The following is a 26,484-nucleotide window of genomic DNA, read 5'->3' as shown; positions in this document are numbered from 1 at the left end:
CGTATTCCTTAATTTTTATGAAGTAGATTGCCATAGCTTAAGCCTGTTTAGAATTCGGCCAAATCTTTTTAAACACAGTCAGTACAAGAATCACAGCCACGCCAGCCGCAATACCAATCATTAAATTAATTAAAGTGGGGGTTAATGCTCCCACAATATTTCCAACATTCGGAATCAGTTCTAAATGATCAACGGTGTCTTCAGTAAAATGATGAATCAGTGGAACAGCATGGTTAATGATGCCACCGCCAACCAAAAACATAGCAATGGTGCCAACCACGGTTAAGGTTTTCATGAGTTTAGGGGCAAATGCCAACAAAAAGCGTCCGATTTTTTGCTTTGCGTTCGATGTTTGCTCGGTTAAATACAATCCAATATCATCAATTTTCACAATCAGGGCCACAAAGCCATACACACCTATCGTCATGGCGATCGCAATCACACTGAGCACCGTAAGCTTGCTGATAAATGTTGCTGTGGCAACAGTCCCCAATGAAATGACTACAATTTCAGCAGAAAGGATAAAGTCGGTCCGTACTGCCCCTTTTATTTTTTCTTTTTCATAGGTCACTAAATCAGTTTCAATGGTTTGTAGTTCTTCTTCTGCTTCCTTTTCATTGGTCGCCTTACGGTGTTGCAGGCTGTGTAAAACCTTTTCCACTCCTTCATAACACAAGAACAATCCACCCAGCATCAATAAAGGATTAATCAACCACGGTGCAACCACACTAATCAATAATGCCAACGGCACCAAAATCAATTTATTGACAAAAGAACCTTTGGCCACACTCCAGACGACGGGTAATTCACGCTCTGCACGCAAACCACTCACCTGTTGCGCGTTTAATGCCAAATCATCCCCAAGTACCCCCGCAGTTTTTTTTGCTGCAACTTTACTCATGACGGCCACATCATCTAATACCGTCGCAATATCATCTAATAATATTAATAAGCTACTCGCCATTATATTTATCCTAAAAAGTTTGCTTTATTTTAAATTGCTCTGAAGAAAAATACTGTATTTAGTTGATGATTTAAGATGAGATTTGATTTTTTTGTTTTTCTATTTTTTTGTGACTGACATTAAAAAAAATTATACCGTACAATGTAGCCATTTATTTGACTGCAGTTGTAGTGAAAACACTACTTTTTGGAAAAGAAAATGAGTAATCAAGATAATCGTCCCGTCATCTTGACTGGCGACCGTCCTACAGGGCAACTTCACTTAGGTCATTTTGTTGGTTCTTTACGTTCACGCGTAGGTCTACAAGATTCGCATCACCAACATTTGTTATTGGCAGATGCCCAAGCACTGACTGACAATGCGGATAATTTCGAAAAAGTCCGTCGTAATATTATTGAAGTTGCAACTGATTACTTAGCTGTGGGAATTGATCCAACAAAAACCACCATCTGCGTGCAATCTTGCCTGCCTGCATTAAACGAACTCACCATGTTGTACCTCAACTTTGTGACTGTGGCGCGATTAGAACGTAACCCGACCATCAAATCTGAAATTCAGATGCGTGGTTTTGAGCGTGATATTCCAGCAGGCTTCCTGTGCTACCCAGTTGCACAAGCAGCCGACATCACCGCGTTTAAAGCCACTGTTGTTCCTGTGGGGGAAGACCAGATTCCAATGATTGAACAGACCAACGAAATTGTGCGTCGTATTAATCGTCAAATCGGTCAAGATTTATTGCCTGAATGTAAAGCCCTCCTTTCCAATATGGGCCGTTTACCTGGCTTTGATGGTAAAGCGAAGATGTCGAAATCTTTGGGCAACACCATTGTGTTGGATGCCAGCGATAAAGACATTAAGAAAGCCGTAAATGCCATGTACACTGACCCAAATCACCTGCGCATTGAAGATCCAGGTCAGGTCGAAGGCAATATTGTATTTACTTATTTAGATGCATTTGACCCAAATAAAGAAGAAGTTGAAGAACTCAAAGCCCACTACCGTCGTGGTGGTTTAGGCGATGGTACTGTGAAAAAACGTTTAGAAGGCGTGTTAAAAGAACTGATTGGCCCGATTCGTGAACGTCGTATCGAATTAGCAAAAGATCCTGATTATATTATGGATATTTTGAAAGCCGGCACCGATAAATGTCGTGATATTACTCAACAGACTTTAGATGAAGTCAAATCTGGTTTGGGTGTATTCCACTTCTAACATCATTTTTGCATTCAATTTTCAATTAAAGACCTAAACTTAGGTCTTTAATTTTTTTAGCATAAAAATAAATCAGCTCAATCACAAGACTCTCTTACTCTTAACGTGATTTAACAGGATTTAACGTGATTGCTCATGAATTAAAGCGTATTTCCAATTATTCTAATTTCATAGTTTAGAGCACCTAAACTTATAACATTTCTCCTTAACCGAACTGTGTAAACAGATTCGTTGTTCTACGCAATGATCACCCCAATCGTTGCGTATTTTTTTGTCTCAAAGTTTCTTAGACTTAAATTCATTTCAATGCTATCTTAGAGAATAAAGAATAAATTTGTACTTTATTTGTTATCAATAACTTAATAAAAATAGAGAATTTGAACATGTGGGAACTAGTGACACACCCGTCAAATCTGGTATTCAGCATCTCCATCTGCCTGCTGTTTTTATTTGCCTTTTTAGAACTGACTTTATTGCTCCTAGGCGGTGGTACTCAAGGCGTTCTTGATCAACTTTTACCCACCAATCTCACCTCTCCCGAAGTGGAGATTGATACTGAAGCTGGTTGGTTGGTACAGGCTTTGGACTGGTTATATCTCGGACGTATCCCGCTGCTAATTTGGTTTATTATTTTTCTGACCATTTTTGGTTTATTTGGTTTCTTTCTACAAAGCCTCGCCCATCTGCTCACAGGAAACTTTTGGAGTGCTTGGATTTTGGCACCTGCGAGCTTGTTTTTATGTATGCCCTTGGTGCGTTGGACCGCGAAAATTGTCTCCAGAATTTTACCGCAAGATGAAACTACAGCCATTTTTAGCGAAGAGTTGGTGGGCCGCACTGCCATAATTATACTCGGTATTGCGAAACCACAATCACCTGCTCAGGCTAAAGTAAAAGATCAATTTGGACAAATTCATTATGTTCTGGTCGAACCTGAACAAAATGAATTCTTTAAGCAGGGTCAACACGTGATATTGACCCAAAAAACTAAAATTGGCTTTCAGGCCATTCGTTCTGAAACTTAACAATACTTCAATTTTGAGAATAAAATGTTAAATCCCAACCTTATCAATGCATTGGTGATTGCAGGCATTATTTTTGTCGCAATTATTGTGATTGGCTTCATTGTCGCCCGTTTATATCAACGCTCCAGCAAAGAGATTTCTTTTGTACGCACAGGGTTTGGCGGAGAAAAAGTCATTCTGAATGGTGGTGCCATTGTTCTGCCTATGTTACATGAAATTATTCCGGTCAATATGAACACCTTGCGCCTCGAAGTTGTTCGCGCAGAAGACCAAGCCCTGATTACCCGTGACCGTATGCGTGTAGATGTGATGGCGGAGTTTTATGTACGGGTAAAACCAACGGCTGAATCCATTGCAACAGCAGCACAAACGCTAGGCAAAAAAACCATGTCACCGAATGAATTGAAAAATTTGGTTGAAGGCAAATTTGTCGATTCACTGCGTGCCGTTGCTGCCGAAATGGCAATGGAAGAATTACATGAAAAACGGGTCGACTTTGTGCAAAAGGTGCAGCAAGTCGTTTCAGAAGATTTATTTAAAAATGGGTTGGAACTCGAAACTGTGTCTTTGACAGGTCTTGATCAAACCAGTTTTAAATATTTTAATCCACAAAATGCCTTTGATGCCGAAGGTCTGACCAAGCTGACAGAAACCATTGAAGATCGTCGTAAAAAACGCAACGTGATTGAACAAGATGCTGACCTTGCGATTAAAACCAAAAACTTGGAAGCAGAACAGGCGCGCTTGCAAATTTTGCGTGAAGAAGAATATGCCAAATTGCAGCAAGAACGTGAAATTTCAGTACGACGTGCTGAGCAACTGGCGGAAATTGCTGCCCAAGAAGCTGCGAAGAAGCGTGAAGCCGAAGAAGCACGTATTGCGGCTGAACGTGAGGTTGAATTAAAACGCATTGCCTCTGCACGTGATGTCGAAAATGAAAATATTCTTAAAGCACAAATGGTGCAAAAAGCTCAAGTCGAGCAAAAGAAAACCATTGAGCTAGCAGAACAGGAACGTGCTATCGCGGTCGCGGAAAAGTCACGGGCGGAGTCTGAAGCCAAGGCTCAAGCCGACCAAGCACGTGCCCAAGCAGTAAAAGCCGAAGAAGAAGTTTTAACCGTGCGCGAAACCCAACGTGCCGAACGTGAAAAAGCCGTTGAGCTGGTAGCCGCTAAACAAGCCGCAGAAAAAGATGCGATTGCGATTACTGTAGCGGCTGAAGCTGGTAAAAAAGCAGCAGTAGATGAGGCTGAGGCAATTCGTATTGCCGCAGAAGCGGAAGCAGAAAAAGCCCGCCTTAAAGCCAAAGGTGAAGCCGATGCCAAGGTGCTACTTGCTCAAGCAATGGAAAAACAATATCAAGTAGATGCTGAAGGTACCCGTGCTGTACACGAAGCCAATAACACCTTGTCGAGCGAGCAAGTGGAAATGCAGATTCGACTGGCTCTGCTCAAATATTTACCCGAAATCATTCGTGAAAGTGTCAAACCAATGGAAAATATTGATGATATTAAAATATTACAAGTCAATGGCTTAGGAAATATGGCTCATTCACAAGGTCACGATACTCCTCATGAGCATTCCAACACTTCACTCTCCGATCAAGTCGTTAACAGCGCTTTGCGTTACCGCTCTCAAGCCCCGTTGATTGATAGCTTAATGAGTGAGCTTGGTCTTCAAGGTGGCGACATTAATGGCTTAACACAGCAATTAAAACCGCAAGCTAAAGTCTAAACGCGATGAAAGTGAATCAAGCGCAACACATGTTGCGCTTTTTTCTGCAAAACATTACAGAGTTATTCACGTTATTCATTTAGAATTCAAGCATATAAAAACTCAGTCCAAGGAGCCTACATGCAGCTGCCGATCTATCCTGCTTTGTGGTTTGATAATCAAGCAATTGCAGCCTTTGAGTTTTATTGTTCGGTGTTTCCTGATAGTGAAATTCATCAGCACAATTCAACCGTAGTAAAAGCATCGCTTGCCAATCAATTATTTATTGGGATCAATGGCGGCCCGTACTTTTTGCCCAATCCTGCCATTTCCTTTAGCGTGCTTTGTTCAAGCCGTCAGGAAATCAATACGCTTTGGCAAAAATTAATGCTGGGTGGTGCCAGTTTAGTCGAGTTAGGGCATTATGAATGGAATGCTTATTATGGCTGGGTGCAGGATCAATTTGGCTATACTTGGCAGTTACAACTGGCACAACTCGAACTCAATCAGCAACGGATTATTCCCCATTTACTCTTTTGCGGCATGCATCAAAATCAATGTTCACAGGCATTACAGTATTATCAAAAAGTTTTTCCCGACTTTCACCGTCAGCACATGAGACGTTACGCTTCGGGCGAATTAAAAGGTCACATCCAACACAGTGTATTTAGCCTCAATCAGCTAAAATTCATGGCAAAAGACAGCCCTTCACAGCATATCTTTGACTTTAATGAGGCCGTATCCTTTGTTATTCCTTGCAAATCGCAGCAAGAAATTGACTATTATTGGAATTATTTTACTGCACACGGCTCAGAAAGCTGGTGTGGCTGGTGCAAAGATGTCTACGGTATTAGTTGGCAAGTGATTCCAGAAAATATCAGCGAAATCTTAGCGACCCGACACGGAGCACTCGCTGCGCTAACCCGCATGAAAAAAATCATCATTCAAGATTTACTGATTTAATTGATATTCCAGTTCAAATACAATTTATAAAACATGTACCCAGAATAATCGGATCAGTTGCCCTCGGTCATATGGAAAACTGGACAGATACTCATAGCCAACTTTATTTCTTTGATTTAACTTAATTTCAATGCCATAACCAAAAGAGATACTTAAAGCATCTAAATCAGTACTATTAAACTCCCCTGTACCTAATTTATGGCTAAAGTTATCCGTGTTATAAGCGGTATAGTTAAAAATACGAATGTATTCATTTTCATAAAAATTATGATCGAGCACGCTATAGTCTTTTTCTTCTTGATCATGCTTTTGCGCCAGTTTCTGATAATACTGAAAAATATCTTCATCCATAGATTCAGTCAGATATACATCTTCATTTTCCGCATGAGTCACGTTAAGGCTAAACAACACAAGAAACAACAACCGACAACTGAACAAATGAATTTGGCTTAACATCTGCAACACTATGTCTTCAAAGAATTATTTTAAACCTACTATAGCATAGCCAAATTCGAAGCTGCACCGAACCGCTGCATATTTCACGCGCGGTAATTTCATTTATGCATATGCAGAAAACATAAGCCTCATAATGAGGCTTATGTTTTAACTAGATTCTAGCGCGGGTCTTTGATTTAAAACTGTTTACTGAGCGAAAATACCACGCCACCTTTCATTATATTGGCATCGCTATCAATATTATTGTCAATCCAAACCAGTTCAGAATTCAAACCAAGTACTTCAGCCCCGAGTCCAATTTTATAATCGAAATAGTCATCTTGACCGCCATCACCACCAAAGGCTTTGCTAAATTGTTCATTGTCTTCGAGTTTGGTATAACCCAAACTCGAAACAAGTTTGATATTTTTATAAACAGGTAGCTTATAGGTGGTATTTAAATAAATTTCTGTACCCGATTTGAAAGCAAACTCAGGTGAATAGAACACCCCTGCGGTGAAATAATCCTCTGCAGTGATCAAGTCACTGTGATTATAATTCACCCCAAACTCACTAAAGTCGGTGTGGTATTCTTTTATCGTGCCAGGATAATTAACATCAGCATAGTTAATATCTAAAAATGACTTTTCTGTCAGCGGTAAAATATAGCCCACAAAAAAATCCGCTTCTACATTTCCACCTGCACCCACATCTGCATTCGAAGCCCAAAGACTTAAATAAGCACCTGATCGGTGAGAAAAGTTTAATGCCCCCTGAATCGCAGGGTCACGATTCGACATTGAAACACCACGAAAACGATAGTCCGTTGCCATGGTCATTGAACCTGATACGCTAATTGCAGGTGCAATTGCTAGACTGTCTTCTGCCCAAGTCGCAGCTGAAGCCACACATAACGACAACATTACTAAAGGTTGCACACATTTTTTGAACATAAATTTCCCCAAATCGATTAGATGACCATACCGCATAGGAGATATGGTCTTTTCAATTGTGATTCCCTGCTTAATGTTGATGAGTACTGTCTTTCGGTGTGTTCAAATTCAATGACGGTGTTTGATCAAAGAAATTCCATGGTTTCAATAACACGTTCACCCATTCTGTCGGCATAATTGGCCATTCTTCTGCGCGCGCAACATGTGTGGTACCTGTGGTTAACCAGACCACCAAGTCTTTGTTATCAATATCATCATTATTTTTAACAAATTGACCTAAACCCGTATCTTTATCCGAGCGGTTTGGATAGGCGCCCTCTGGATAGAGTTCATTTGGGTTATATTTTGTCACCCAAATTTGCTTATCCATAAAGTTCAACCGCTTGAATAACCACTCATCTGGGCTAAAGTTTGCACCTTTCGCGATTGGGTGCGTTCCGCCAGCATATGGAATAAGTTGATACGAGACAGGGTTACCCACCTTGTTCTCTTTTGAGTAATTACTGATTAAACGAATGGTGGATGGATCGAATTTTTCTGCTGCATTCTGCTCCGTACGTACCACATGTTGTTCAATTTCCATCGCACTTTTACGGATCCCCTTCTTGTTCACATTCACCACAGGGTTCATATGCGTCAGGGTATTCTTTTCACCATCGACATCTAAATCTAAACGGAAATTATAAATATGCTGGTGGGTCGTACCGACAATATTGTGATCCAGCAACGTTCCGTAACGTGTATCCTCTTTGGCTGTTGCATCATGCATGGTCGATGATTTGACCCCTTTTACCGCTTCAATGCCTGTTGCACCGGCATTAATGCCCATCGTCCCGTTATCAGAGAAGACCCAATCAAACATGTAGTCATAATTGCCCACGGTACTGATCCAACGGACCACCAACTCGCGGCGTTCCACACTCACATTGGCTTGCCCCATTTCCTGATGTTTGAATTCAGGTCCGGCATAGCGCTCAAATACGGCAATAGCATTCGGAATAGTGACTGGATTACCTTGATAATCTGCAATGACGGCATCAAGTAATACGGCATTTTCTGGCACATCTTTGCCCAATTCGATGGAAGAGGTCAGTGTGCCCATGCCATATTCACCAGAATCGAGATAAGACTTGAAGTACCAGCCCATATCCGGATCACCATAAGGTACGACCATACCGCCCAGATTCCCCTGATACATCACTTTGCGTTTCACGCCTTTATCTTTAAAGGTGACTGTACCCAGCTGTAAGCCCACGCGAGAATCTAGTCCGACGTGGAAGCACCAATTGCCCCAATGAATATATTGTCCCGTGATGCTGTAGTTTTTGCCCTCTGGCTCCGTAATATTTAACGGCTTACGGGTTTGAGCTTTCTGATCACGACCATCATATGGACGAGCCGCCATCGGCACTGGGACTAAACTGCCCTCTTCAATTTTGATGATTTTCTTTTTCTCTAAATCAACCACAGCCACCAAGTTTTCAATCGGATGTGCCCAGTAATTCCCATCACCCACATCTAAATAACTGACAATTTTTAGTAGACTCAGCTCTTTATTTAACCCATCCTGACCACCAAAATAGCCCACGGTTAATGGCGTTCCCACCACTTTGGTTACATCCGTGATGCCACGTTTTGCCAAAGCAGCATGATATTCAGGGCTCTTTTGAATAATTTCTTGCACCGTCATGAAATCATCTAGCAAAACCATACCATGTGTTGCAGGTAAGACTTTCCAGCTGGTCACTTGCTGCTTATTCAGGTCAACCACCCCCTCAATAATATTATCGTTCTGTAGGAGGCTAAATTCGGCTAAACGTGAACCATTATAGCTTTTATGATTCAGTACACTGTCCCACACCGCATTTTTCTCAGGCTCTTGCAAACGAACGCGGCTAAAACGCAAAGTTTTAGGTGCACGTTGATCGGCCTGAATCACTTTAGTGACAACTTGAATCTCTTCTCCAGTGAGTGTGTTCAAAGGGTGTTTAACTGTTTCAACCTGAAAAGTTTGATCCAAACCCGATTGGAAAATTTCATTTGCCAAGGTTTCAGAAGCCATGGCTTGGCCATTTTTAACCACAATCGGTGCTGAAATTTTTAATGGTTTACCATTCACCATAATGGTGGTTGAGTTCGGCTTGGCACGCACCAAGGTCGAATTTTTGCTGATGGTATAAACATTCGCATATTGATCTTGCTGTACAGTTGCACCAACCGATTGCATAGCCTGCTGCAACGGTAACATTTTAGCCGCCTCACCATGCGCCATCACTTGAGTTGTACATGCGCCAATCGCCATTACACCCATAATATTTGACATTTGCTTCAAATATTTGCTCAGTTTTTGTGAATGTAATTTCTTCATCTTGAATTCCCTTCGTCGCAGACACAATTTTTTCTATGCTGAAAAATTACGCTGTTCCTGAAATAAAAAAATCATCCCAAAGGATGATTTTTAAAATTCACGTCAGATTTCTCATTTTGAGGCTAAAGATGAATACCGCATAACACCCGACTCATTAACTCCTGCCGACTTTTCACCTGTGTTTTTTGATATATATGTTGTAAATGGGTTTTAATCGTAGACACGCCACAATGCATCTCATCGGCAAGTGCTTGGTTGTTTAATCCTTTACATAACAAATTCAGTATCCTGCACTCCTTTCGGGTTAAAGACTCAGTTAAAGCTTCATTAAAAGTATTTACCTGATGATGAGTCACAGCCAACACCTGATTAAAGCAGCTGACCGTTAAATCATAATACGACTCAACCAATTTAAGGTCTTGTAACGAAAACGGCTCAAGTGCATTTGAACGCACCAAACTCATTCCCTTTACGGGCACGCCATTTTGCCGAAAGAACAGTTCAAGGGTATCTTGTACATGCCATTTTTTTAAAAATTCATCATATTCTGGATTAGATGCAGCTGCGTGTAACACGCTAAATTTAGTTTCAGGCTCATAATAACTGTGCATGAAATGTACGGGATCAAATTGTTGTTTCTTCCCTAAATATTCATCTGCCGCCTGATGATTAATGCCTTGAAATGAATATTGACTCCCCGTCATTGCCGAATCGATATTAAAGGCAACGAATCCTTCGAAAGGAATCACTTTCTGAATATTTCGGCAAAATTCATCACTAAACTGGTTCCAATTAACTTCTTGCATTGAGGTAAGAGAATACTATTTCAAATTGTTGCCTCAATTCAGCAATATATATACCAAAGCCGTACTCCATAAAAAAAACCGCATACTAAAGCCTTAGTATGCGGTTTTTAAGATTAAAGCTCGAGTATTAAACCAGACCTTTGTCTTTTAAGACTTGATACATGGTCGAGCCCAGTTCTGCTGGACTACGTGTATAAGCCATGCCAGCACGTTCAAATGCTGCAAATTTTTCTTCTGCAGTACCTTTACCACCCGAAATAATCGCTCCCGCGTGCCCCATACGCTTGCCTTTAGGTGCAGTTACCCCAGCGATATAACCTACCACAGGTTTCGTGACATTTGACTGAATATATTCAGCAGCCTCTTCTTCTGCCGTTCCGCCAATTTCACCAATCATGATAATCGCGTCAGTATCTGGGTCATCTTGGAACAATTTTAATGCATCAATTTGGTTCATTCCTGGAATTGGATCTCCACCAATACCAATACAAGTAGACTGACCTAGTCCCAGTTTCGTAGTTTGCGCTACCGATTCATAGGTTAAAGTACCTGAACGAGAGATAATCCCAATACGACCGGGTTGATGAATATGCCCTGGCATAATGCCAATTTTGCATTCACCCGGGGTAATTACACCTGGGCAGTTTGGTCCAACCAAACGTGTGCCATTGCCATTGGTTTCTAAATAACGCTTGGCTTTTAGCATATCCAGTGTCGGTACACCTTCTGTAATCACCACAATCAGGCCAACCCCAGAATCTACAGCTTCTACAATAGAGTCCAACACATAAGGAGCAGGTACATAAATAACCGATGCATCCGCATGCGTCTCGCGCACGGCTTCTTTCATGGTATTAAAAACAGGTAAATCTAAATGTGTTGTTCCACCTTTACCCGGAGTAACACCACCGACCACTTTGGTGCCATAATCTAGGGCTTGAGCAGAATGGAATGTGCCGTTTTTCCCTGTAAAACCTTGTACCAAAACTTTTGTGTTTTTATTAATTAATACGCTCATGCTGGCACTCCTTATGCTTTCACTGCTGCAACAATTTTTTCTGCGGCATCGGCTAAGCCATTGGCAGAAGTTAATTTCAAACCTGATTCATCTAGAATTTTCGCGCCTAATTCTGCGTTATTTCCTTCTAAACGAACCACAACAGGAACTTCAACATGTACTTCCTGTACTGCAGCAATAATTGCTTCAGCAATCATGTCACAACGTACAATCCCACCGAAAATGTTAATCAATACCCCTTGAACCGAGGTATCTGCCAAGATTAATTTAAAGGCTTCAATCACACGCTCTTTGGTTGCACCACCACCGACATCTAAGAAGTTTGCCGGTTGTCCACCATAAAGCTTAATGATATCCATGGTCGCCATGGCCAGACCTGCACCATTGACCATACAACCGATGTTGCCTTCTAAAGCAACATAGTTCAAATCAAACTCAGATGCTTTCAGCTCACGCTCATTCTCTTGTGATTTATCACGTAAAGCAGCGACTTCAGGAATACGATATAGCGCATTCGAGTCGATCCCAACTTTGGCATCAACACATAGGATTTCACCATTTTCACGTACAGACAGCGGATTAATCTCAAATAAAGCAAAATCATTTTCAACAAATGCCTGATAGGCAGCGGTCATGATTTTTACAAACTGAGCAATTTGTCCATCTTTTAATTTCAAGGCAAAAGCGACTTCTCGCGCCTGAAAGGGTTGTAAGCCGACCAATGGATCAACTTCAACTTTAATAATTTTCTCTGGTGTTTCTTCCGCGACTTTTTCAATTTCGACACCGCCTTCAGTGGATGCCATAAAAGTCACACGGCGGCTGGAACGGTCTACCACCGCACCAAGGTACAATTCACGCTCTACAGGATATACATCTTCACAGACCAGTATGCTGTTGACAGGCTGCCCATTCGCATCAGTTTGATACGTGACTAAGCGAGTACCGATAATTTGGTTGGCATAGTCTGCGGCTTCTTTGCTTGATTTTACAACCTTGACACCGCCTGCCTTACCACGACCACCGGCATGCACTTGCGCTTTCATTACCGCAAATTTACCACCCAGTTGCTCAAAGGCTTGTACGGCTTCATCAGCGTTCGTTGCCAATACGCCTTCTTGAACAGGCATACCATATTTTTTTAATAACGCTTTGGCTTGATACTCATGTAGATTCATTGACTAACCTTTTACTACTTCTTCGCTTTGTTATGGGGTGACTAACCTTCAGACTCACGTCTATCCGGATTAGCTCTTGTTTCATTTTTTCTTTCTTATTTGTAGTAGATTGTGTGGCTAAAAACAACCTATAAAATTAAAAAGAGCGGTTAAACCGCTCTTTTTTTGATCTTACTTACGCTTACGCTGAATTGCGTGAATTGCACGGCCATCTACAGCCAATGCAGCTTCATGTACAACTTCAGAGAAAGTTGGATGACCAAATGTCATCAACTGAAGATCTTCAACACTTGATACGAATTCAAGTGCAATCATACCTTGGTGAACGATATCAGACGCAGCAGGTCCAATCACGTGCATACCCAACAAGCGGTCAGTTTTTGCATCCGCAACAAACTTCACAAAACCTGCATTTTCACCAGCAGCCATTGCACGACCATTTGCAGCGAAACCGAATTGACCAGTTTTCACTTCATGGCCTTTTTCTTTCGCTTGCTCTTCTGTTAAACCTACCCACGCCGCTTCTGGGTGTGTATAGATTACAGAAATGATGGTGTCATAGTTCACTTGTGCAGCATGACCGTGAATACGCTCAACAGCCATTACACCTTCTTCCATTGCTTTATGCGCAAGCATTGGACCACGGACTAAGTCACCAATTGCATATACACCTTCAACCGAAGTTGCACACCAATCGTTTACTTCAACTAAACCACGTTCAGTGAGTTTAATACCTGAATCATCAGCCAATAAACCTTCTGCATAAGCACGACGACCAACACAAACGATTAACTTGTCAAAAGTTTGAGTCTTGTCTTCGCCACCTTGCGTGTACTTAACTGTCACTTCACGACCGTTAACTTCAGTACCTGCAACTTTAGCGCCTACGCGAATGTCTAAACCTTGTTTAGTCAATACTTTTTGGTAATCTTTAGCCAATGCTTTATCAGCCATTGGTAAGAATGCGTCCATTGCTTCAAATACAACAACTTCAGCACCTAGACGACGCCATACTGAACCAAGCTCTAAACCAATTACACCCGCACCAATAACACCTAAACGCTTAGGAACTTCTTGGAATTCTAAAGCGCCAGTTGAATCAACAATAATGTCTTGATCAACAGGAGCTACAGGAATATTTACAGGTACAGAACCAGATGCAAGGATCACATATTTTGGCTCTAAAACTTGAGTTTCACCTTCATGAGAAACAAACTCAACTTTTTTACCCGCAAGTAATTTACCCGTACCTTTTAACCATTCGATACCATTACCTTTAAGAAGGCCGTCGACACCCATAGTTAATTGGTTAACGATTTTATCCTTGCGATCCAGCATTTTAGCCAAGTCAAACTTCACTTCACCTGTTGTAATACCGTGATCATCTAAATGATGCACTGTATCTTCATAGCGATGAGAAGAATCAAGTAAAGCTTTAGAAGGAATACAACCCACGTTTAAGCACGTACCACCTAAAGATGGCTTGCCTTTGTGAATACGTTTTTCGATACAAGCAACTTTAAAACCTAATTGCGCTGCACGAATTGCTGCTTCATAGCCACCTGGGCCACCGCCAATTACAACAAGATCAAATTGTTGAGACATGTTTATCTCCAAATACAGGCTTAGAGGATCGCTCTAAGCCTGATATTTTTATGCTATCGATTAAAGGTCAAGGATTAGTTTAGCTGGTTCTTCTAACAATTCTTTGATTGTTACTAAGAAACCAACAGCTTCTTTACCATCGATTAAACGGTGGTCATAAGAAAGCGCTAAATACATCATTGGCAAGATTTCTACTTGACCATTTACCGCCATAGGACGTTCTTGGATTTTGTGCATACCCAAAATTGCAGTTTGTGGCGTATTCAAGATTGGTGTAGAAAGCAATGAACCGAAAGTACCACCGTTAGTAATGGTGAATGTACCGCCAGTCATGTCTTCGATACCTAACTTACCGTCACGTGCTTTGTAAGCGTAGTCACGGATACCGTTTTCAACTTCTGCGTAGTTCATACGGTCAGTATCACGTAGAACAGGTACCACTAGACCACGGTCAGAAGAAACTGCTACACCGATGTCGTAGTAACCGTGATAAACGATGTCATCGCCATCAATTGAAGCATTAACCGCTGGGTAGCGTTTAAGTGCTTCAGTTGCCGCTTTAACAAAGAATGACATAAAGCCAAGACGCGCACCATGACGCTTCTCAAATGCATCTTTGTATTGCGTACGCATTTCCATGATTGGCTTCATGTTCACTTCGTTAAACGTAGTTAACATTGCAGTTTCTTGAGTTGCTGCAAGTAAACGTTCAGCAACACGCTTACGAAGACGTGTCATTGGAACGCGTTTCTCAATACGCTCACCTACTGCAACGCTTAATGGTGCAGCAGCAGGAGCTGCTGGTTTAGTTTGATGGTTAGCAACATCTTCTTTCGTGATGCGACCACCACGACCAGTACCTGCAACATCAGTAGCAGCAATACCAGTTTCAGTTAACGCTTTACGAACTGCAGGAGCTTGGTCTTGTACTTGTTGAGCACGTTCTACAACTGGCGCAGCACCCGCTTGAGTATTCGCAGCAGCTTGTTCAACTTTCGCTTCACCTTGAACTGCTTCAGTTGCAGCAGCACCAGAAACCGCACCTTCTTCAAACTGAGCAATTACTTCAGCAGAAAGAACTGTGTCACCTTCATTTTTGATGATTGCAACGATTGTACCGTCAGCAGGAGCAACTACTTCTAAAACAACTTTATCTGTTTCAATGTCACAGATCACTTCATCACGTGATACTGCTTCACCTGGTTGTTTGTGCCAAGTTGCAATCGTACCGTCCGCAACTGACTCTGGGAATACCGGTGCTTTAATTTCGGTTGCCATTATTGAGATTCTCCTGATTGTTCAGCTACGATCGCTAAAGCGTCATTAACCAGCTGAGCTTGTTGTTTTGCATGCAAATATGGTGAACCACAAGCCGGTGCAGCAGAAGCTTCACGACCTGCATAACTGATACGTACTTGTTTACCTGATTTCATTACATCTTCGTATAAACGAGGAGCAATAAACAACCAAGCGCCTTGGTTCTTAGGCTCTTCTTGAGTCCAAACTACATCTTTAAGGTTTGGATAAGAAGCCAATACTTCAGCAATACGTTGTTCTGGGTACGGGTACAATTGTTCAACACGGACAATTGCCACGTTATTTAAACCTTGTTCACGACGTTTTTCGAGTAAGTCGTAATACACCTTACCACCACAAATCACAAGACGAGTTACGTCCGATTTGTTGATTTGATCCACCTCATCAATCACAGTTTGGAATGTACCGTTTGCAAGTTCACTTAAAGTAGAAGTTGCAAGTTTGTGACGAAGTAAAGACTTCGGTGACATGATGATCATTGGCTTACGAATTGGGCGAATTGCTTGACGACGTAAAGCATGGAAAATTTGCGCAGGCGTTGTCGGTGTCATCACTTGCATGTTGTCTTCAGCACATAACTGTAAGAAGCGCTCTAAACGTGCAGATGAGTGTTCAGGACCTTGACCTTCAAAACCGTGTGGTAACAACATGGTTAAACCACAAACACGCTCCCACTTGGTTTCACCAGAAGCGATGAACTGGTCAATTACAACCTGTGCACAGTTAGCAAAGTCACCGAACTGAGCTTCCCAAATCACCAAGCTCTTTGGCAATGTCGTTGCGTAACCATATTCAAATGCCAATACTGCCATTTCAGACAATAACGAGTCATAAACAGCAACACGCGGTTGGTTTTCTTTGATGTGGCAAAGAGGAATATAAGTCGAACCATCAACTTGGTTATGCAGTTTCGCATGACGATGTGAGAATGTACCACGACCTACGTCTTCACCCGTTAAACGAACTAAATAGCCTTCATCTAACAGAGTTGCATAAGCTAAAGTTTCAGCAGCACCCCAGTTCAACGGCATTTCACCCGTTTGCATTTTCAAGCGATCATCAATCACTTTAGCTACTTGGCGCTGCATCACAAAGCCTTCAGGAAGCTGACGCATAGTGCGACCAAGTTCTTTTAAGCGATCTTCAGAGAACGTTGTATCCCAAACATCTGTATAGTCATGACCCAGGTACGGAGTCCAATCTACAAACATTTTTGTATTTGGCTCAAGTACCAGTGCATTCGCAACGTGATTACCCGCTTCTAAATCAGCACGGTAGTCTTCAATCATTTGATCAGCTTTAGCACGATCCAACACGTTTTCTTGAACCAATTGGTCTGCATATAGAGCACGTGTTGTTGTTTTCTTGTTGATGACTTGATACATCATTGGCTGTGTTGCAGCTGGCTCATCCGCTTCGTTATGACCACGACGACGGTAACAGAACATGTCGATGACAACATCTTTACGGAACGTATGACGGAAGTCATGCGCCAATTGAGCAACAAACAATACTGATTCAGGATCATCACCGTTCACATGGAAAATCGGTGCTTGGATCATTTTCGCAATATCAGTACAGTATTCTGTAGAACGTGCATCACGCGGATCAGATGTTGTGAAACCGACTTGGTTATTCACAACAATATGCACTGTACCACCTACGGTATAACCGCGAGTTTGTGACATTTGGAAAGTTTCTTGGTTTACACCTTGACCAGCAAATGCCGCATCACCATGCACAATCACTGGTAATACATCGTCACCGCCGATGTCTTTACGACGAACTTGACGTGCACGTACCGAACCTTCTACTACTGGTCCAACGATTTCTAAATGCGATGGGTTAAATGCCAATGCCAAGTGAACTTCGCCACCTGGAGTCATTACATTTGAAGAGAAACCTTGGTGGTATTTAACGTCACCAGAACCTTTTTTGTGTATGCTCTTACCTTCGAACTCACCAAATAGGTCTGCTGGGTTTTTACCCATGATGTTAACCAATAGGTTTAAACGGCCACGGTGTGGCATACCAATCACAACTTCTTTACAACCCACAGAACCTGCACGTTGAATCAAAGCATCAACCATTGGAATGAAAGATTCACCACCTTCAACACCGAAACGTTTTGCACCGACGTATTTATTACCCAGGAATTTTTCTAGGCCTTCAGCTGCAGTTAAACGCTCTAATACGTGTTTTTTCTGTTCTGCAGTGAAATTAAATTGACCGCGTGCACCTTCAAGGCGTTGTTGAATCCAACGTTTTTCTTTGGTATCAACAATATGCATGTATTCAGCACCAATCGAAGCACAATACGTTGCTTCCATGGCTTGAACCATTTCACCTAAAGTTGCTTCATCTTTACCGATAAGCAAATTGCCTGTATTGAAAACAGTATCTAAATCTGATTGGGTCAAGCCATGAGTAGCAAGATCAAGATCTGGAACGATTTCACGTTTCGCCAAACCTAATGGATCAAGCTTTGCTTTTTGATGACCACGGTTACGATACGCTGCAATAAGTTGTAATACGCCAATTTGACGACGCTCATGTTCAGTACTCACTGTGCTTTGAACCACGGCCTGTACACGACTTGAATTGCGACCTAATAAGAGGAATTGCTCACGTACATTGCTGTGTGGTTGATCACCTTTCGGGAATTTATCGAAGTATGTACGCCAATCAGCTCCAACTGATTCTGGTGACGTTAAATACTGCTCATAAAGTTCTTCAATATACGCTGCACTATCAGCGGAAAGTTCAGTGTCAAGACGCAAAGCGTCAGCAACTTCTTGCATTTGTGGACCCATTTCCTATTGCAAAAATATTTCAGGTGCTTTTTAAGCAACCCCATGATTGATAATGTCAAATTGGTAACATGACATCAGTCCCCAGCAGACATTTGCCTTTGGGCGTTATCACCACATTAGGATTATCCTGATGTGAAAAATGAACAACAACACCCTCAATGGCATCATCACTCATCCATAAATACTCGACCGAAACCGAGCAATTTTTTGCAAAATCGTTTTAGAAAAGGTAAATTCTCGATTTAGCTTTTCTAAAACCACTTATTGTTTAAATTTTGTGCTTATTTAACGAGAAAATGCACACAAATTAACCACATTTTTTCAATATAACGATGTATCAAATCGTAACATGAACCCTTACATGCAATTGATTTTTTTGACACATACCATTCATAAATCAGCTAAATACACATTGATTTACATCAGGTAAACTATGGTGCGTCATCACTCAACAAGATGCAATTTAGACCAAAGTCCAATTTCAGTTTTGCTAATAACAAAAAAGAGCACCTTTTCACAAATTGCCCTTTTATAACGTTACATCATAGCATTTATTTTACCCTACTACTGCATTCTCGCCATAGATAATCTTCACCTTTTTACATGAATCGCACAAATTCTGATTAGCCTTTCACCACTCCACAGCAATCCGATCATTTCAGCAGCAAAATTGCTATTCAATAAAAAAAGCACACTCGAAAGTGTGCTTTTTCTGCATTCGCTAACTGTAAAAATTAGCCAGCCATATCTAAAAGCATGTTACGGATGTGACCGATTGCTTTAGTCGGGTTAAGACCCTTAGGACATACTGACACACAGTTCATGATGCCTTTACAACGGAACAAAGAGAATGGGTCGTCAAGACGAGCCAAACGCTCTTGAGTTGCTGTATCACGAGAATCGATGATAAAACGGTAGGCATTCAACAATGCTGAAGGACCCAAGAACTTGTCTGGGTTCCACCAGAATGATGGGCATGAAGTCGAACAGCATGCACAAAGAATACATTCGTACAAACCATCTAAGTGTTCACGGTCTTCAGGAGACTGTAAACGCTCTTTCGGTGGCGCAGGTTGGTTGTTGATCAAGAATGGATGAATTTTGTTGTACTGATCGTAGAACTGATTCATGTCCACAACTAAGTCTTTAACCACTGGCAAACCAGGTAAAGGACGAACTGTAATCACTTCTGGTAAATCGTTTAGGTTCCAAAGACACGCTAAACCATTTTTACCATTGATGTTCACACCATCAGAACCACAAATACCTTCACGGCAAGAACGACGGAACGTTAAAGTTTCATCTTGTACTTTCAATGCAAGAAGTGCATCAAGCAACATACGGTGCTTATCAGTCAATTCAAGTTTAAAAGTCTGCATGTAAGGTGCTGCATCCTTATCAGGATCGTAGCGGTAGATATTAAATGTACGAGTACCTCTACTCATCTTACTTCTCCTAATTAGAATGTACGTGGTTTAGGTGGAATAGCAGCTACAGAGAGCGGCTTATAACGTACTGGCTTGTACTCTAAACGATTGTCAGCAGAGAACCATAACGTGTGCTTCATCCACTCATCATCACGACGACCATATGGGTATTCTGGATGATCTGGAGACTCTTCAAAATCAACAACCGTATGCGCACCACGACACTCTTTACGTGCAGCAGCAGAAATCAGAGTCGCTTTAGCCACTTCATACAAGTTTTCAACTTCTAATGCTTCAATACGCGCAGTATTGAAAACTTTAGATTTGTCTTTCAAATGAATGTTGCGAACACGCGATTCGATTGCAAGGATTTCTTTCACACCTTTATCAAGCAACGCTTCTGTACGGAATACACCAGCATGGTCTTGTACGATATCACGGATTGCATCAGCAACTTCTTGAGCATTTTCACCTGAAGTTGACTCATCCAATTTACGGATACGCGCAACAGTTTGCTCAAGTACAGTTGTAGGAAGCGGTTGATATTCATCACCGTGGTGTTTAGTCACGTAATCAATGATGTGTTCACCAGCAGCTTTACCAAATACAACCAAGTCAAGTAGTGAATTGGTACCTAAACGGTTTGCACCATGTACAGATACGCAAGAACATTCACCAATTGCATAGAAACCTTTAACAGGTTTCGTGAAGTTACGCTCACCCGCATTGGTCGAGTAAACATCAGTGTCTTTGTTGTAGTTGGCTTCAAGCGGTGAAGTTTCACGGCTTTCAGGTACAACAACTTGACCATGAATGTTCGTAGGAATACCACCCATTTGGTAATGGATTGTCGGTACTACAGGAATTGGCTCTTTAGTGATGTCAACGTTCGCGAATTTCTTACCAATCTCAAATACAGATGGAAGACGTTTCATGATTGTTTCAGCACCCAAGTGCGTCATATCAAGCAAGATGTAATCTTTCTTCGGACCACAACCACGGCCTTCTTTAATTTCTTGGTCCATAGAACGTGATACGAAGTCACGTGGTGCCAAGTCTTTTAAAGTTGGTGCATAGCGTTCCATGAACGGCTCACCAGCATCGTTACGAAGGATTGCACCTTCACCACGACAGCCTTCGGTCAACAATACGCCTGCGCCCGCAACACCCGTAGGGTGGAATTGCCAGAATTCCATATCTTGTAATGGAATACCTGCACGAGCCGCCATACCAAGACCGTCACCAGTATTGATGTAGGCATTAGTAGATGCACGGTAAACACGACCCGCACCACCTGTAGCAAACAATGTCGCTTTGGCTTGGAATACTGCAATTTTACCGGTTTCTTGGTCAATTGCCGTTACACCTAAAACATCACCCGCTTCGTTACGAATAAGATCAAGTGCAATCCATTCAACAAAGAATTGCGTACCCATTTTCACGTTGCTTTGATAAAGCGTGTGAAGAAGCGCGTGACCAGTACGGTCAGCAGCAGCACAAGCACGTGGAACCGCTTTTTCACCGTAGTTTGCAGAGTGACCACCGAATGGACGCTGGTAAATCGTACCATCTGCGTTACGGTCAAATGGCATACCCAAGTGTTCTAATTCATAAACAACTTGTGGTGCTTCACGCGTCATAAATTCAATCGCGTCTTGGTCACCTAACCAGTCTGAACCTTTAACAGTGTCATAGAAGTGGTAGTGCCAGTTATCTTCTTGCATGTTACCAAGAGATGCACCAATACCGCCCTGCGCCGCAACAGTGTGTGAACGTGTTGGGAATACTTTAGTTAGTACCGCAACTTTCAAACCAGCTTGAGCAAGTTGGTAAGACGCGCGCATACCTGAACCACCACCACCCACGATGACAGCATCGAAAGTTTCGTGTGGAATATTTGTGTAATCTTCTTTAGGGGTTATAGCGCCCATGATCTATTCCTATCAATTCGCCCAAAAAATCTGGATTGCCCAGATCGCATATGCAAATACAGCAATAATTACTGCTGAAGTCAGTACAAGGCGTAAACCTGAAGCTGAAGGACCCATTTGACGAGTAGTCACATAATCCGTGAATACTTGCCACATACCGATCCATGCATGTGCAACAAGAGATAAGACTGCTAATAAAGATAAGATCTTCATTGGAGCTGTCATCATAAAGCCGTACCACTGTTCGTAGCTAAAACCGCCATTGCATAGGATCCAACCTAATACAACAACTGTATACACTGCTAATACGACAGCACTTACGCGTTGGATAAACCAATCACGAGAACCTGAACCCGTTAAACCAGTAGCACTTTTCATTAGATAACAATCCATACAAATGCCGCAATGATACCGATTGCAGACAAGATCAATGAAATAGTAGCTGCGACACGACCACTTTGCAGTTCTTCAGCAAAACCTAGATCCGCAAGTAAATGCTTAACACCCGCAATAAAGTGGAAAATTAAGCCGGCTACAAATACCCATACGACAAAACGCACAATGAAACTATTAAAAATAGCTTGCACTTGCGTAAAACCTTCTGGAGAAGACAATGACTTGTCTAAAATCCATAAAAGTACCGGTACGAGTAAAAATACGATGACACCAGATAGACGGTGTAAAATTGATGCAATAGCCACAGGGGATTTTAAGTTTACTTCTAAAACTTGACCCATGGACAAATTGACAGGTCTGTTGCTTTTCACAGCGGGCATCCTGTAAGTAAAAACTCCATCCGGAGTTTGTTGGAATTAATTCGAAGGAAAGCTGGCATTGTCAGGCAAGCAAATGCCTAAACTTAGAACGACACCGAATTATAAAACGCGAAAAGTCAAAATACAAACAATCAAAGACTGGTTTTTTAACAAAAAAATTATAAACAAGAATCATTAACAACATTAAACATTCTATATAAACCAATAATTTAGCATCAAATCAATGCTATGCTATTGGTTTTTATCACTTATCCAGTGAATTTTACCGTTCATAGCCTCTCAGGTAGATACCCGATCTTTAGACTAAAGATATTTAGAACAATTACTCAGTTTTACCTTCAGTTTCTTTTATAGAGGGAGACTTGCATTTCCTATCAAAATGTTCACTATTTATTTAAAGCTATATTTTTAAGATATCACCAGATTAAATAACAACTTAGCCAAAATAAAATACAGAACACGAATAAATTTTATGGATTAAAATTACACAAAAATTGCAAAAACTAACGCTTAAAGTCTATTTTTTAATCAATTTTAAAAATTTAATGAGTTATTTTTTAACCAATCAGACACATCTTTAGTCTAAGAATTTCATGCCAAATTTCAGTCTAAAATGGAATAAAAACTAAACAAAAATAGATGTAAGTTATGAAAATTAGATAAATTTCAATTCTAAATGCTCGTACCATTTGTTCAAAAAAATATGTCCTTTATTTTTTATAAATACTTACAATTCAGCAGATGTCCCATTTTTTTTCTGCACCTCAAGAATAATTTGACTTATTATAGCGGCGCGGTGCTGTGATTTTACTCATTTTTCTAAGGAAGGATTTGACTAAACCTCTGTGGGCGCGTCAGTTTTTATCCATAAGTATAATTGACAAAATTCCAGTACTCTCTAATCTTATTAGCAAATTTTTGATCCGTCTGATTCGCGCATTAAAAGATTAGTACTACGAGTCAGATTAAACATTCACCAGGACAGGAGATCTATTGAATGTCTGAAGCAACTGGCAAAAAAGCCGTATTACAGCTTGATGGCAAAGAAATTGAATTACCAATTTACAGCGGCACATTGGGCCCAGATGTAATCGACGTTAAGGATGTGTTGGCCGCAGGTCACTTTACTTTTGATCCTGGTTTTATGGCTACAGCAGCTTGCGAATCAAAAATTACCTTCATTGATGGTAACAAAGGTGTACTTTTACACCGTGGTTACCCAATTGACCAACTTGCAACTAAAGCTGACTACTTAGAAACTTGCTACTTATTATTAAATGGCGAACTTCCTACAGCTGAACAAAAAGTTGAATTTGACGCTAAAGTTCGTAACCACACAATGGTTCACGATCAAGTAAGCCGTTTCTTCAATGGTTTCCGTCGTGACGCTCACCCTATGGCAATCATGGTTGGTGTAGTGGGTGCACTTTCTGCGTTCTATCACAACGGTTTAGACATCGAAGATGTTAACCACCGTGAAATTACTGCAATTCGCTTAATTGCGAAAGTACCTACACTTGCAGCTTGGAGCTACAAGTACACTGTAGGTCAACCATTTGTTTACCCACGTAACGACTTGAACTATGCAGAAAACTTCTTGCATATGATGTTTGCTACTCCAGCAGACCGCGATTACAAAGTAAACCCTATTCTTGCGAAAGCGATGGACCGTATCTTCACGCTTCATGCTGACCACGAACAAAACGCGTCTACGTCTACAGTACGTTTAGCGGGTTCTACTGGTGCTAACCCGTATGCATGTATCGCTGCTGGTATTTCTGCACTTTGGGGTCCTGCGCACGGTGGTGCGAACGAAGCTGTTCTTAAGATGCTTGACGAAATCGGCACTGTAGAAAACGTTGCTGGCTTCATGGAAAAAGTGAAGACTAAAGAAGTTAAGTTAATGGGCTTCGGTCATCGCGTTTACAAGAACTTTGACCCGCGCGCTAAAGTAATGAAAGAGACTTGCGACGAAGTTCTTGGTGCACTTGGCATCAACGATCCACAGCTTGAACTTGCTATGGAACTTGAGCGTATCGCACTTTCTGATGAATACTTCATCAAGCGTAACCTTTACCCGAACGTAGACTTCTACTCAGGTATCATCCTTAAAGCGATTGGTATCCCAACAGAAATGTTTACAGTAATCTTCGCTCTTGCACGTACTGTTGGTTGGATCAGCCACTGGTTAGAAATGCACAGCGGACCTTACAAAATTGGTCGTCCACGTCAGCTTTACACTGGTGAAGTTCAACGTGACATCCAGGGTCGTTAATTCGCAAGAATTGATGAATCAAAAAACCACCCTCTCGGGTGGTTTTTTTATCTTTACAGAAAACAAGTCGATACAGCTTCTGGCTCACTGCGACCAATCAATTAAGCTTTAACTGACCTGATAATTGTCTAAATCCAACTTTTGCAATTTTTGCTTTAATTGCTTAAGTGACCATGGCCAGGCTGCAAAATTACGGCCATTTTGATCCAGATAATACGATTTGCAGCCACCCCGATTAAACACCGTGGTCTGTAAATTTTTTTGCACATCATGATTATATTTCTGAATTACATTAGATTTAATTTCAATCCGCCGAATGCCCAAATCGCGCATTTGCAATAAGCCACTGATAATGTAATCTAGCTGCGCTTCAGCAATCCCAATAAATGAGTCATAGACCAAAATATTCGGTCCCAAGACTAAAAATGCATTCGGCACCTGTTCCAAACTGGTGCCTAAAAAGGCTTCTGGAGAGCTATCTTGCCAACGCTCTGCTAACAATTGCCCTTTGGTATCATAGACACATTTTCCAATCGGGGGATGTGAAACTTCAAACCCCGTTCCCCAAATAATCACATCAACCGCATGCTGTTCGCCATTGGCTGCAATAACGTTATTGCCTTATATTGCAACCAAACCTTGTGGCAGCAGTGTGACATTGTCTTGCTGTAGGGCTGGATAATAGTTATTGGCAAATAACAGCCTTTTGCAGCCAATTGAAAAGTTTGGAGTCACATTTTGACGCAAGCGTTGATCCTGAATTTGTAGTTTTAATAACTGCTTGCTCAGTAGATTGATGGGCTCAAGTACTTGCGGATGACGTAATCCAAAGTTAATGCCATTCAGAATCTGAGCGACACTGCTGCGCCAAATTCGTTGCATGACGGGATATTTTGCAATAATTTCCTTCGCCGTTGCATTCAAGGTCAAATCGGCTTTAGGTAACACCCACGGTGCGGTCCGCTGAAATACAATTAAGTTTTTGACTTTGGGCTGAATTTGCGGAATAAACTGAATGGCCGATGCCCCTGTGCCAATCACCGCAACCCGTTTTCCCGCTAAATCATAATCATGCCTCCAGCGGGCTGAATGAAACATTGCCCCTTGAAAGGTTTCAATACCCTTAATTTGGGGCAAGGATGGCTCAGTAATGGGTCCAGTCGAGAAAATGACCGTTTTGGCGAGAAACATCCCTTGCGATGTTTGCAGTTGCCATTGCTGTTGGGATTCATCCCATTTTGCTGATACAAGCTCATGATTGAACTTAATATTTTTCATCAAATTAAATTGCTGAGTCACCCCTTCCAGATATTGCAAGATTTCTGCTTGTTTCGCAAAAAGATGACTCCATTGATGGCTCGGTGCAAATGAAAATGAATATAATGCTGATGGAACATCACAACCACACCCTGGGTAGGTATTGTCACGCCACGTCCCACCCACCCGCGCGGCTTTTTCTAAAACAATAAAATTATGATAGCCTGCCTGTAGCATTTTATAGGCAGCGGCAATGCCTGAAATGCCCGCGCCAATCACAATACAATCATACACATGCAGGCTTACTTGGCTGTTCTCTTGCTCGCGTGTTTGTCTGGCTTTGGCTTTTCGTGGTTCTGAAGTCTCATCCGAGTCATTTTGTGGATTAGACATGGGGATGTCTAATATAACATCAGAGGTAGATCCTTCATTTAAGCTGTTTTCGGTC

Annotated in this window: 19 protein-coding genes and 1 pseudogene; 5 read left to right on the top strand and 15 right to left on the bottom strand. The window is 41.5% G+C overall.

The window, feature by feature from the left end; genetic code table 11:
* Nucleotides 1-37: 37 nt before the first annotated feature.
* Complete coding sequence (locus ACX17N_RS03920) at nucleotides 38-964, bottom strand: DUF808 domain-containing protein (RefSeq protein ID WP_458891259.1); 927 nt, start codon at nucleotides 962-964, stop codon at nucleotides 38-40.
* 198 nt (nucleotides 965-1,162) lie between these two features.
* On the opposite strand from ACX17N_RS03920, the gene trpS reads away from it, so the two are divergent.
* The 4 genes from trpS (at nucleotide 1,163) to ACX17N_RS03900 (ending at nucleotide 5,877) form a co-directional block, all read left to right on the top strand.
* Complete coding sequence (gene trpS, locus ACX17N_RS03915; RefSeq protein WP_458891258.1) at nucleotides 1,163-2,176, top strand: tryptophan--tRNA ligase; 1,014 nt, start codon at nucleotides 1,163-1,165, stop codon at nucleotides 2,174-2,176.
* Nucleotides 2,177-2,559: 383 nt separating this feature from the next.
* Nucleotides 2,560-3,201: a YqiJ family protein gene (locus ACX17N_RS03910; RefSeq protein WP_458891257.1), complete on the top strand. Its 642-nt coding sequence runs from the start codon at nucleotides 2,560-2,562 to the stop codon at nucleotides 3,199-3,201.
* Between the two features lie 24 nt (nucleotides 3,202-3,225).
* Nucleotides 3,226-4,935: a flotillin family protein gene (locus tag ACX17N_RS03905; protein WP_458891256.1), complete on the top strand. Its 1,710-nt coding sequence runs from the start codon at nucleotides 3,226-3,228 to the stop codon at nucleotides 4,933-4,935.
* A 120-nt stretch (nucleotides 4,936-5,055) separates the two neighbouring features.
* Complete coding sequence (locus tag ACX17N_RS03900) at nucleotides 5,056-5,877, top strand: VOC family protein (RefSeq protein WP_458891255.1); 822 nt, start codon at nucleotides 5,056-5,058, stop codon at nucleotides 5,875-5,877.
* 24 nt (nucleotides 5,878-5,901) lie between these two features.
* Here ACX17N_RS03900 and ACX17N_RS03895 read toward each other — a convergent pair whose 3' ends face one another.
* From ACX17N_RS03895 to sdhC, 13 genes are all read right to left on the bottom strand, one after another.
* Nucleotides 5,902-6,333: a hypothetical protein gene (locus ACX17N_RS03895; RefSeq protein ID WP_458891254.1), complete on the bottom strand. Its 432-nt coding sequence runs from the start codon at nucleotides 6,331-6,333 to the stop codon at nucleotides 5,902-5,904.
* 176 nt (nucleotides 6,334-6,509) lie between these two features.
* Nucleotides 6,510-7,265, bottom strand: a complete 756-nt coding sequence (locus ACX17N_RS03890) for a TorF family putative porin (RefSeq protein ID WP_458891253.1) — start codon at nucleotides 7,263-7,265, stop codon at nucleotides 6,510-6,512.
* A 70-nt stretch (nucleotides 7,266-7,335) separates the two neighbouring features.
* The gene (gene tynA / locus ACX17N_RS03885) at nucleotides 7,336-9,588 is read right to left on the bottom strand and encodes a primary-amine oxidase (protein WP_458891601.1); all 2,253 of its coding nucleotides are present in this window, start codon (nucleotides 9,586-9,588) and stop codon (nucleotides 7,336-7,338) included.
* Nucleotides 9,589-9,755: 167 nt separating this feature from the next.
* A complete protein-coding gene (locus tag ACX17N_RS03880) occupies nucleotides 9,756-10,439 on the bottom strand; it encodes a response regulator transcription factor (RefSeq protein ID WP_458891252.1) in 684 nt (227 codons plus the stop codon).
* Nucleotides 10,440-10,566: 127 nt separating this feature from the next.
* Nucleotides 10,567-11,457, bottom strand: a complete 891-nt coding sequence (sucD, locus tag ACX17N_RS03875) for a succinate--CoA ligase subunit alpha (protein ID WP_458891251.1) — start codon at nucleotides 11,455-11,457, stop codon at nucleotides 10,567-10,569.
* Nucleotides 11,458-11,468: 11 nt separating this feature from the next.
* The gene (sucC, locus tag ACX17N_RS03870; protein ID WP_458891250.1) at nucleotides 11,469-12,635 is read right to left on the bottom strand and encodes an ADP-forming succinate--CoA ligase subunit beta; all 1,167 of its coding nucleotides are present in this window, start codon (nucleotides 12,633-12,635) and stop codon (nucleotides 11,469-11,471) included.
* Nucleotides 12,636-12,806: 171 nt separating this feature from the next.
* On the bottom strand, nucleotides 12,807-14,240 hold the full coding sequence (gene lpdA / locus ACX17N_RS03865; RefSeq protein WP_458891249.1) for a dihydrolipoyl dehydrogenase: 1,434 nt from the start codon (nucleotides 14,238-14,240) through the stop codon (nucleotides 12,807-12,809).
* Nucleotides 14,241-14,300: 60 nt separating this feature from the next.
* Nucleotides 14,301-15,518 (bottom strand): 2-oxoglutarate dehydrogenase complex dihydrolipoyllysine-residue succinyltransferase, encoded by a 1,218-nt coding sequence (gene odhB / locus ACX17N_RS03860; protein ID WP_458891248.1) that lies wholly within the window; start codon nucleotides 15,516-15,518, stop codon nucleotides 14,301-14,303.
* On the bottom strand, nucleotides 15,518-18,358 hold the full coding sequence (locus ACX17N_RS03855; RefSeq protein WP_458891600.1) for a 2-oxoglutarate dehydrogenase E1 component: 2,841 nt from the start codon (nucleotides 18,356-18,358) through the stop codon (nucleotides 15,518-15,520). The genes odhB and ACX17N_RS03855 overlap by 1 nt, the downstream gene beginning before the upstream one ends.
* Before the next feature lie 746 nt (nucleotides 18,359-19,104).
* On the bottom strand, nucleotides 19,105-19,815 hold the full coding sequence (locus ACX17N_RS03850) for a succinate dehydrogenase iron-sulfur subunit (protein WP_458891247.1): 711 nt from the start codon (nucleotides 19,813-19,815) through the stop codon (nucleotides 19,105-19,107).
* Between the two features lie 14 nt (nucleotides 19,816-19,829).
* On the bottom strand, nucleotides 19,830-21,728 hold the full coding sequence (locus ACX17N_RS03845) for an FAD-binding protein (protein WP_458891246.1): 1,899 nt from the start codon (nucleotides 21,726-21,728) through the stop codon (nucleotides 19,830-19,832).
* A 12-nt stretch (nucleotides 21,729-21,740) separates the two neighbouring features.
* A complete protein-coding gene (sdhD, locus tag ACX17N_RS03840) occupies nucleotides 21,741-22,106 on the bottom strand; it encodes a succinate dehydrogenase, hydrophobic membrane anchor protein (protein WP_004695554.1) in 366 nt (121 codons plus the stop codon).
* The gene (gene sdhC, locus ACX17N_RS03835; RefSeq protein ID WP_458891245.1) at nucleotides 22,106-22,504 is read right to left on the bottom strand and encodes a succinate dehydrogenase, cytochrome b556 subunit; all 399 of its coding nucleotides are present in this window, start codon (nucleotides 22,502-22,504) and stop codon (nucleotides 22,106-22,108) included. Before sdhC ends, sdhD begins: the two co-directional genes overlap by 1 nt.
* Before the next feature lie 997 nt (nucleotides 22,505-23,501).
* Between sdhC and gltA the strand changes: the two genes are divergently transcribed.
* A complete protein-coding gene (gene gltA / locus ACX17N_RS03830; RefSeq protein WP_100240904.1) occupies nucleotides 23,502-24,779 on the top strand; it encodes a citrate synthase in 1,278 nt (425 codons plus the stop codon).
* A gap of 108 nt (nucleotides 24,780-24,887) precedes the next feature.
* Here gltA and ACX17N_RS03825 read toward each other — a convergent pair.
* Nucleotides 24,888-26,382, bottom strand: a pseudogene (locus tag ACX17N_RS03825) (flavin-containing monooxygenase); the annotation flags it as partial.
* Nucleotides 26,383-26,484: the final 102 nt, after the last annotated feature.

The organism is Acinetobacter sp. GXMZU3951 (assembly GCF_054457875.1).
Note: the sequence above shows the minus strand (reverse complement) of the source record. Positions and strands in the feature narration are given on the sequence as shown.

Bases quoted from the DNA above. Each gene is read 5' to 3' on its own strand.
- ACX17N_RS03890 (WP_458891253.1), bottom strand. From the start codon at position 7,265: ATGTTCAAAAAATGTGTGCAACCTTTAGTAATGTTGTCGTTATGTGTG.
- ACX17N_RS03910 (WP_458891257.1), top strand. From the start codon at position 2,560: ATGTGGGAACTAGTGACACACCCGTCAAATCTGGTATTCAGCATCTCC.
- sucD (WP_458891251.1), bottom strand. From the start codon at position 11,457: ATGAGCGTATTAATTAATAAAAACACAAAAGTTTTGGTACAAGGTTTT.
- ACX17N_RS03895 (WP_458891254.1), bottom strand. From the start codon at position 6,333: ATGTTAAGCCAAATTCATTTGTTCAGTTGTCGGTTGTTGTTTCTTGTG.
- ACX17N_RS03905 (WP_458891256.1), top strand. From the start codon at position 3,226: ATGTTAAATCCCAACCTTATCAATGCATTGGTGATTGCAGGCATTATT.
- ACX17N_RS03845 (WP_458891246.1), bottom strand. From the start codon at position 21,728: ATGGGCGCTATAACCCCTAAAGAAGATTACACAAATATTCCACACGAA.
- lpdA (WP_458891249.1), bottom strand. From the start codon at position 14,240: ATGTCTCAACAATTTGATCTTGTTGTAATTGGCGGTGGCCCAGGTGGC.
- sdhD (WP_004695554.1), bottom strand. From the start codon at position 22,106: ATGAAAAGTGCTACTGGTTTAACGGGTTCAGGTTCTCGTGATTGGTTT.
- tynA (WP_458891601.1), bottom strand. From the start codon at position 9,588: ATGTCAAATATTATGGGTGTAATGGCGATTGGCGCATGTACAACTCAA.
- trpS (WP_458891258.1), top strand. From the start codon at position 1,163: ATGAGTAATCAAGATAATCGTCCCGTCATCTTGACTGGCGACCGTCCT.
- ACX17N_RS03920 (WP_458891259.1), bottom strand. From the start codon at position 964: ATGGCGAGTAGCTTATTAATATTATTAGATGATATTGCGACGGTATTA.
- ACX17N_RS03880 (WP_458891252.1), bottom strand. From the start codon at position 10,439: ATGCAAGAAGTTAATTGGAACCAGTTTAGTGATGAATTTTGCCGAAAT.
- ACX17N_RS03850 (WP_458891247.1), bottom strand. From the start codon at position 19,815: ATGAGTAGAGGTACTCGTACATTTAATATCTACCGCTACGATCCTGAT.
- sdhC (WP_458891245.1), bottom strand. From the start codon at position 22,504: ATGCCCGCTGTGAAAAGCAACAGACCTGTCAATTTGTCCATGGGTCAA.
- ACX17N_RS03900 (WP_458891255.1), top strand. From the start codon at position 5,056: ATGCAGCTGCCGATCTATCCTGCTTTGTGGTTTGATAATCAAGCAATT.
- gltA (WP_100240904.1), top strand. From the start codon at position 23,502: ATGTCTGAAGCAACTGGCAAAAAAGCCGTATTACAGCTTGATGGCAAA.
- ACX17N_RS03855 (WP_458891600.1), bottom strand. From the start codon at position 18,358: ATGCAAGAAGTTGCTGACGCTTTGCGTCTTGACACTGAACTTTCCGCT.
- odhB (WP_458891248.1), bottom strand. From the start codon at position 15,518: ATGGCAACCGAAATTAAAGCACCGGTATTCCCAGAGTCAGTTGCGGAC.
- sucC (WP_458891250.1), bottom strand. From the start codon at position 12,635: ATGAATCTACATGAGTATCAAGCCAAAGCGTTATTAAAAAAATATGGT.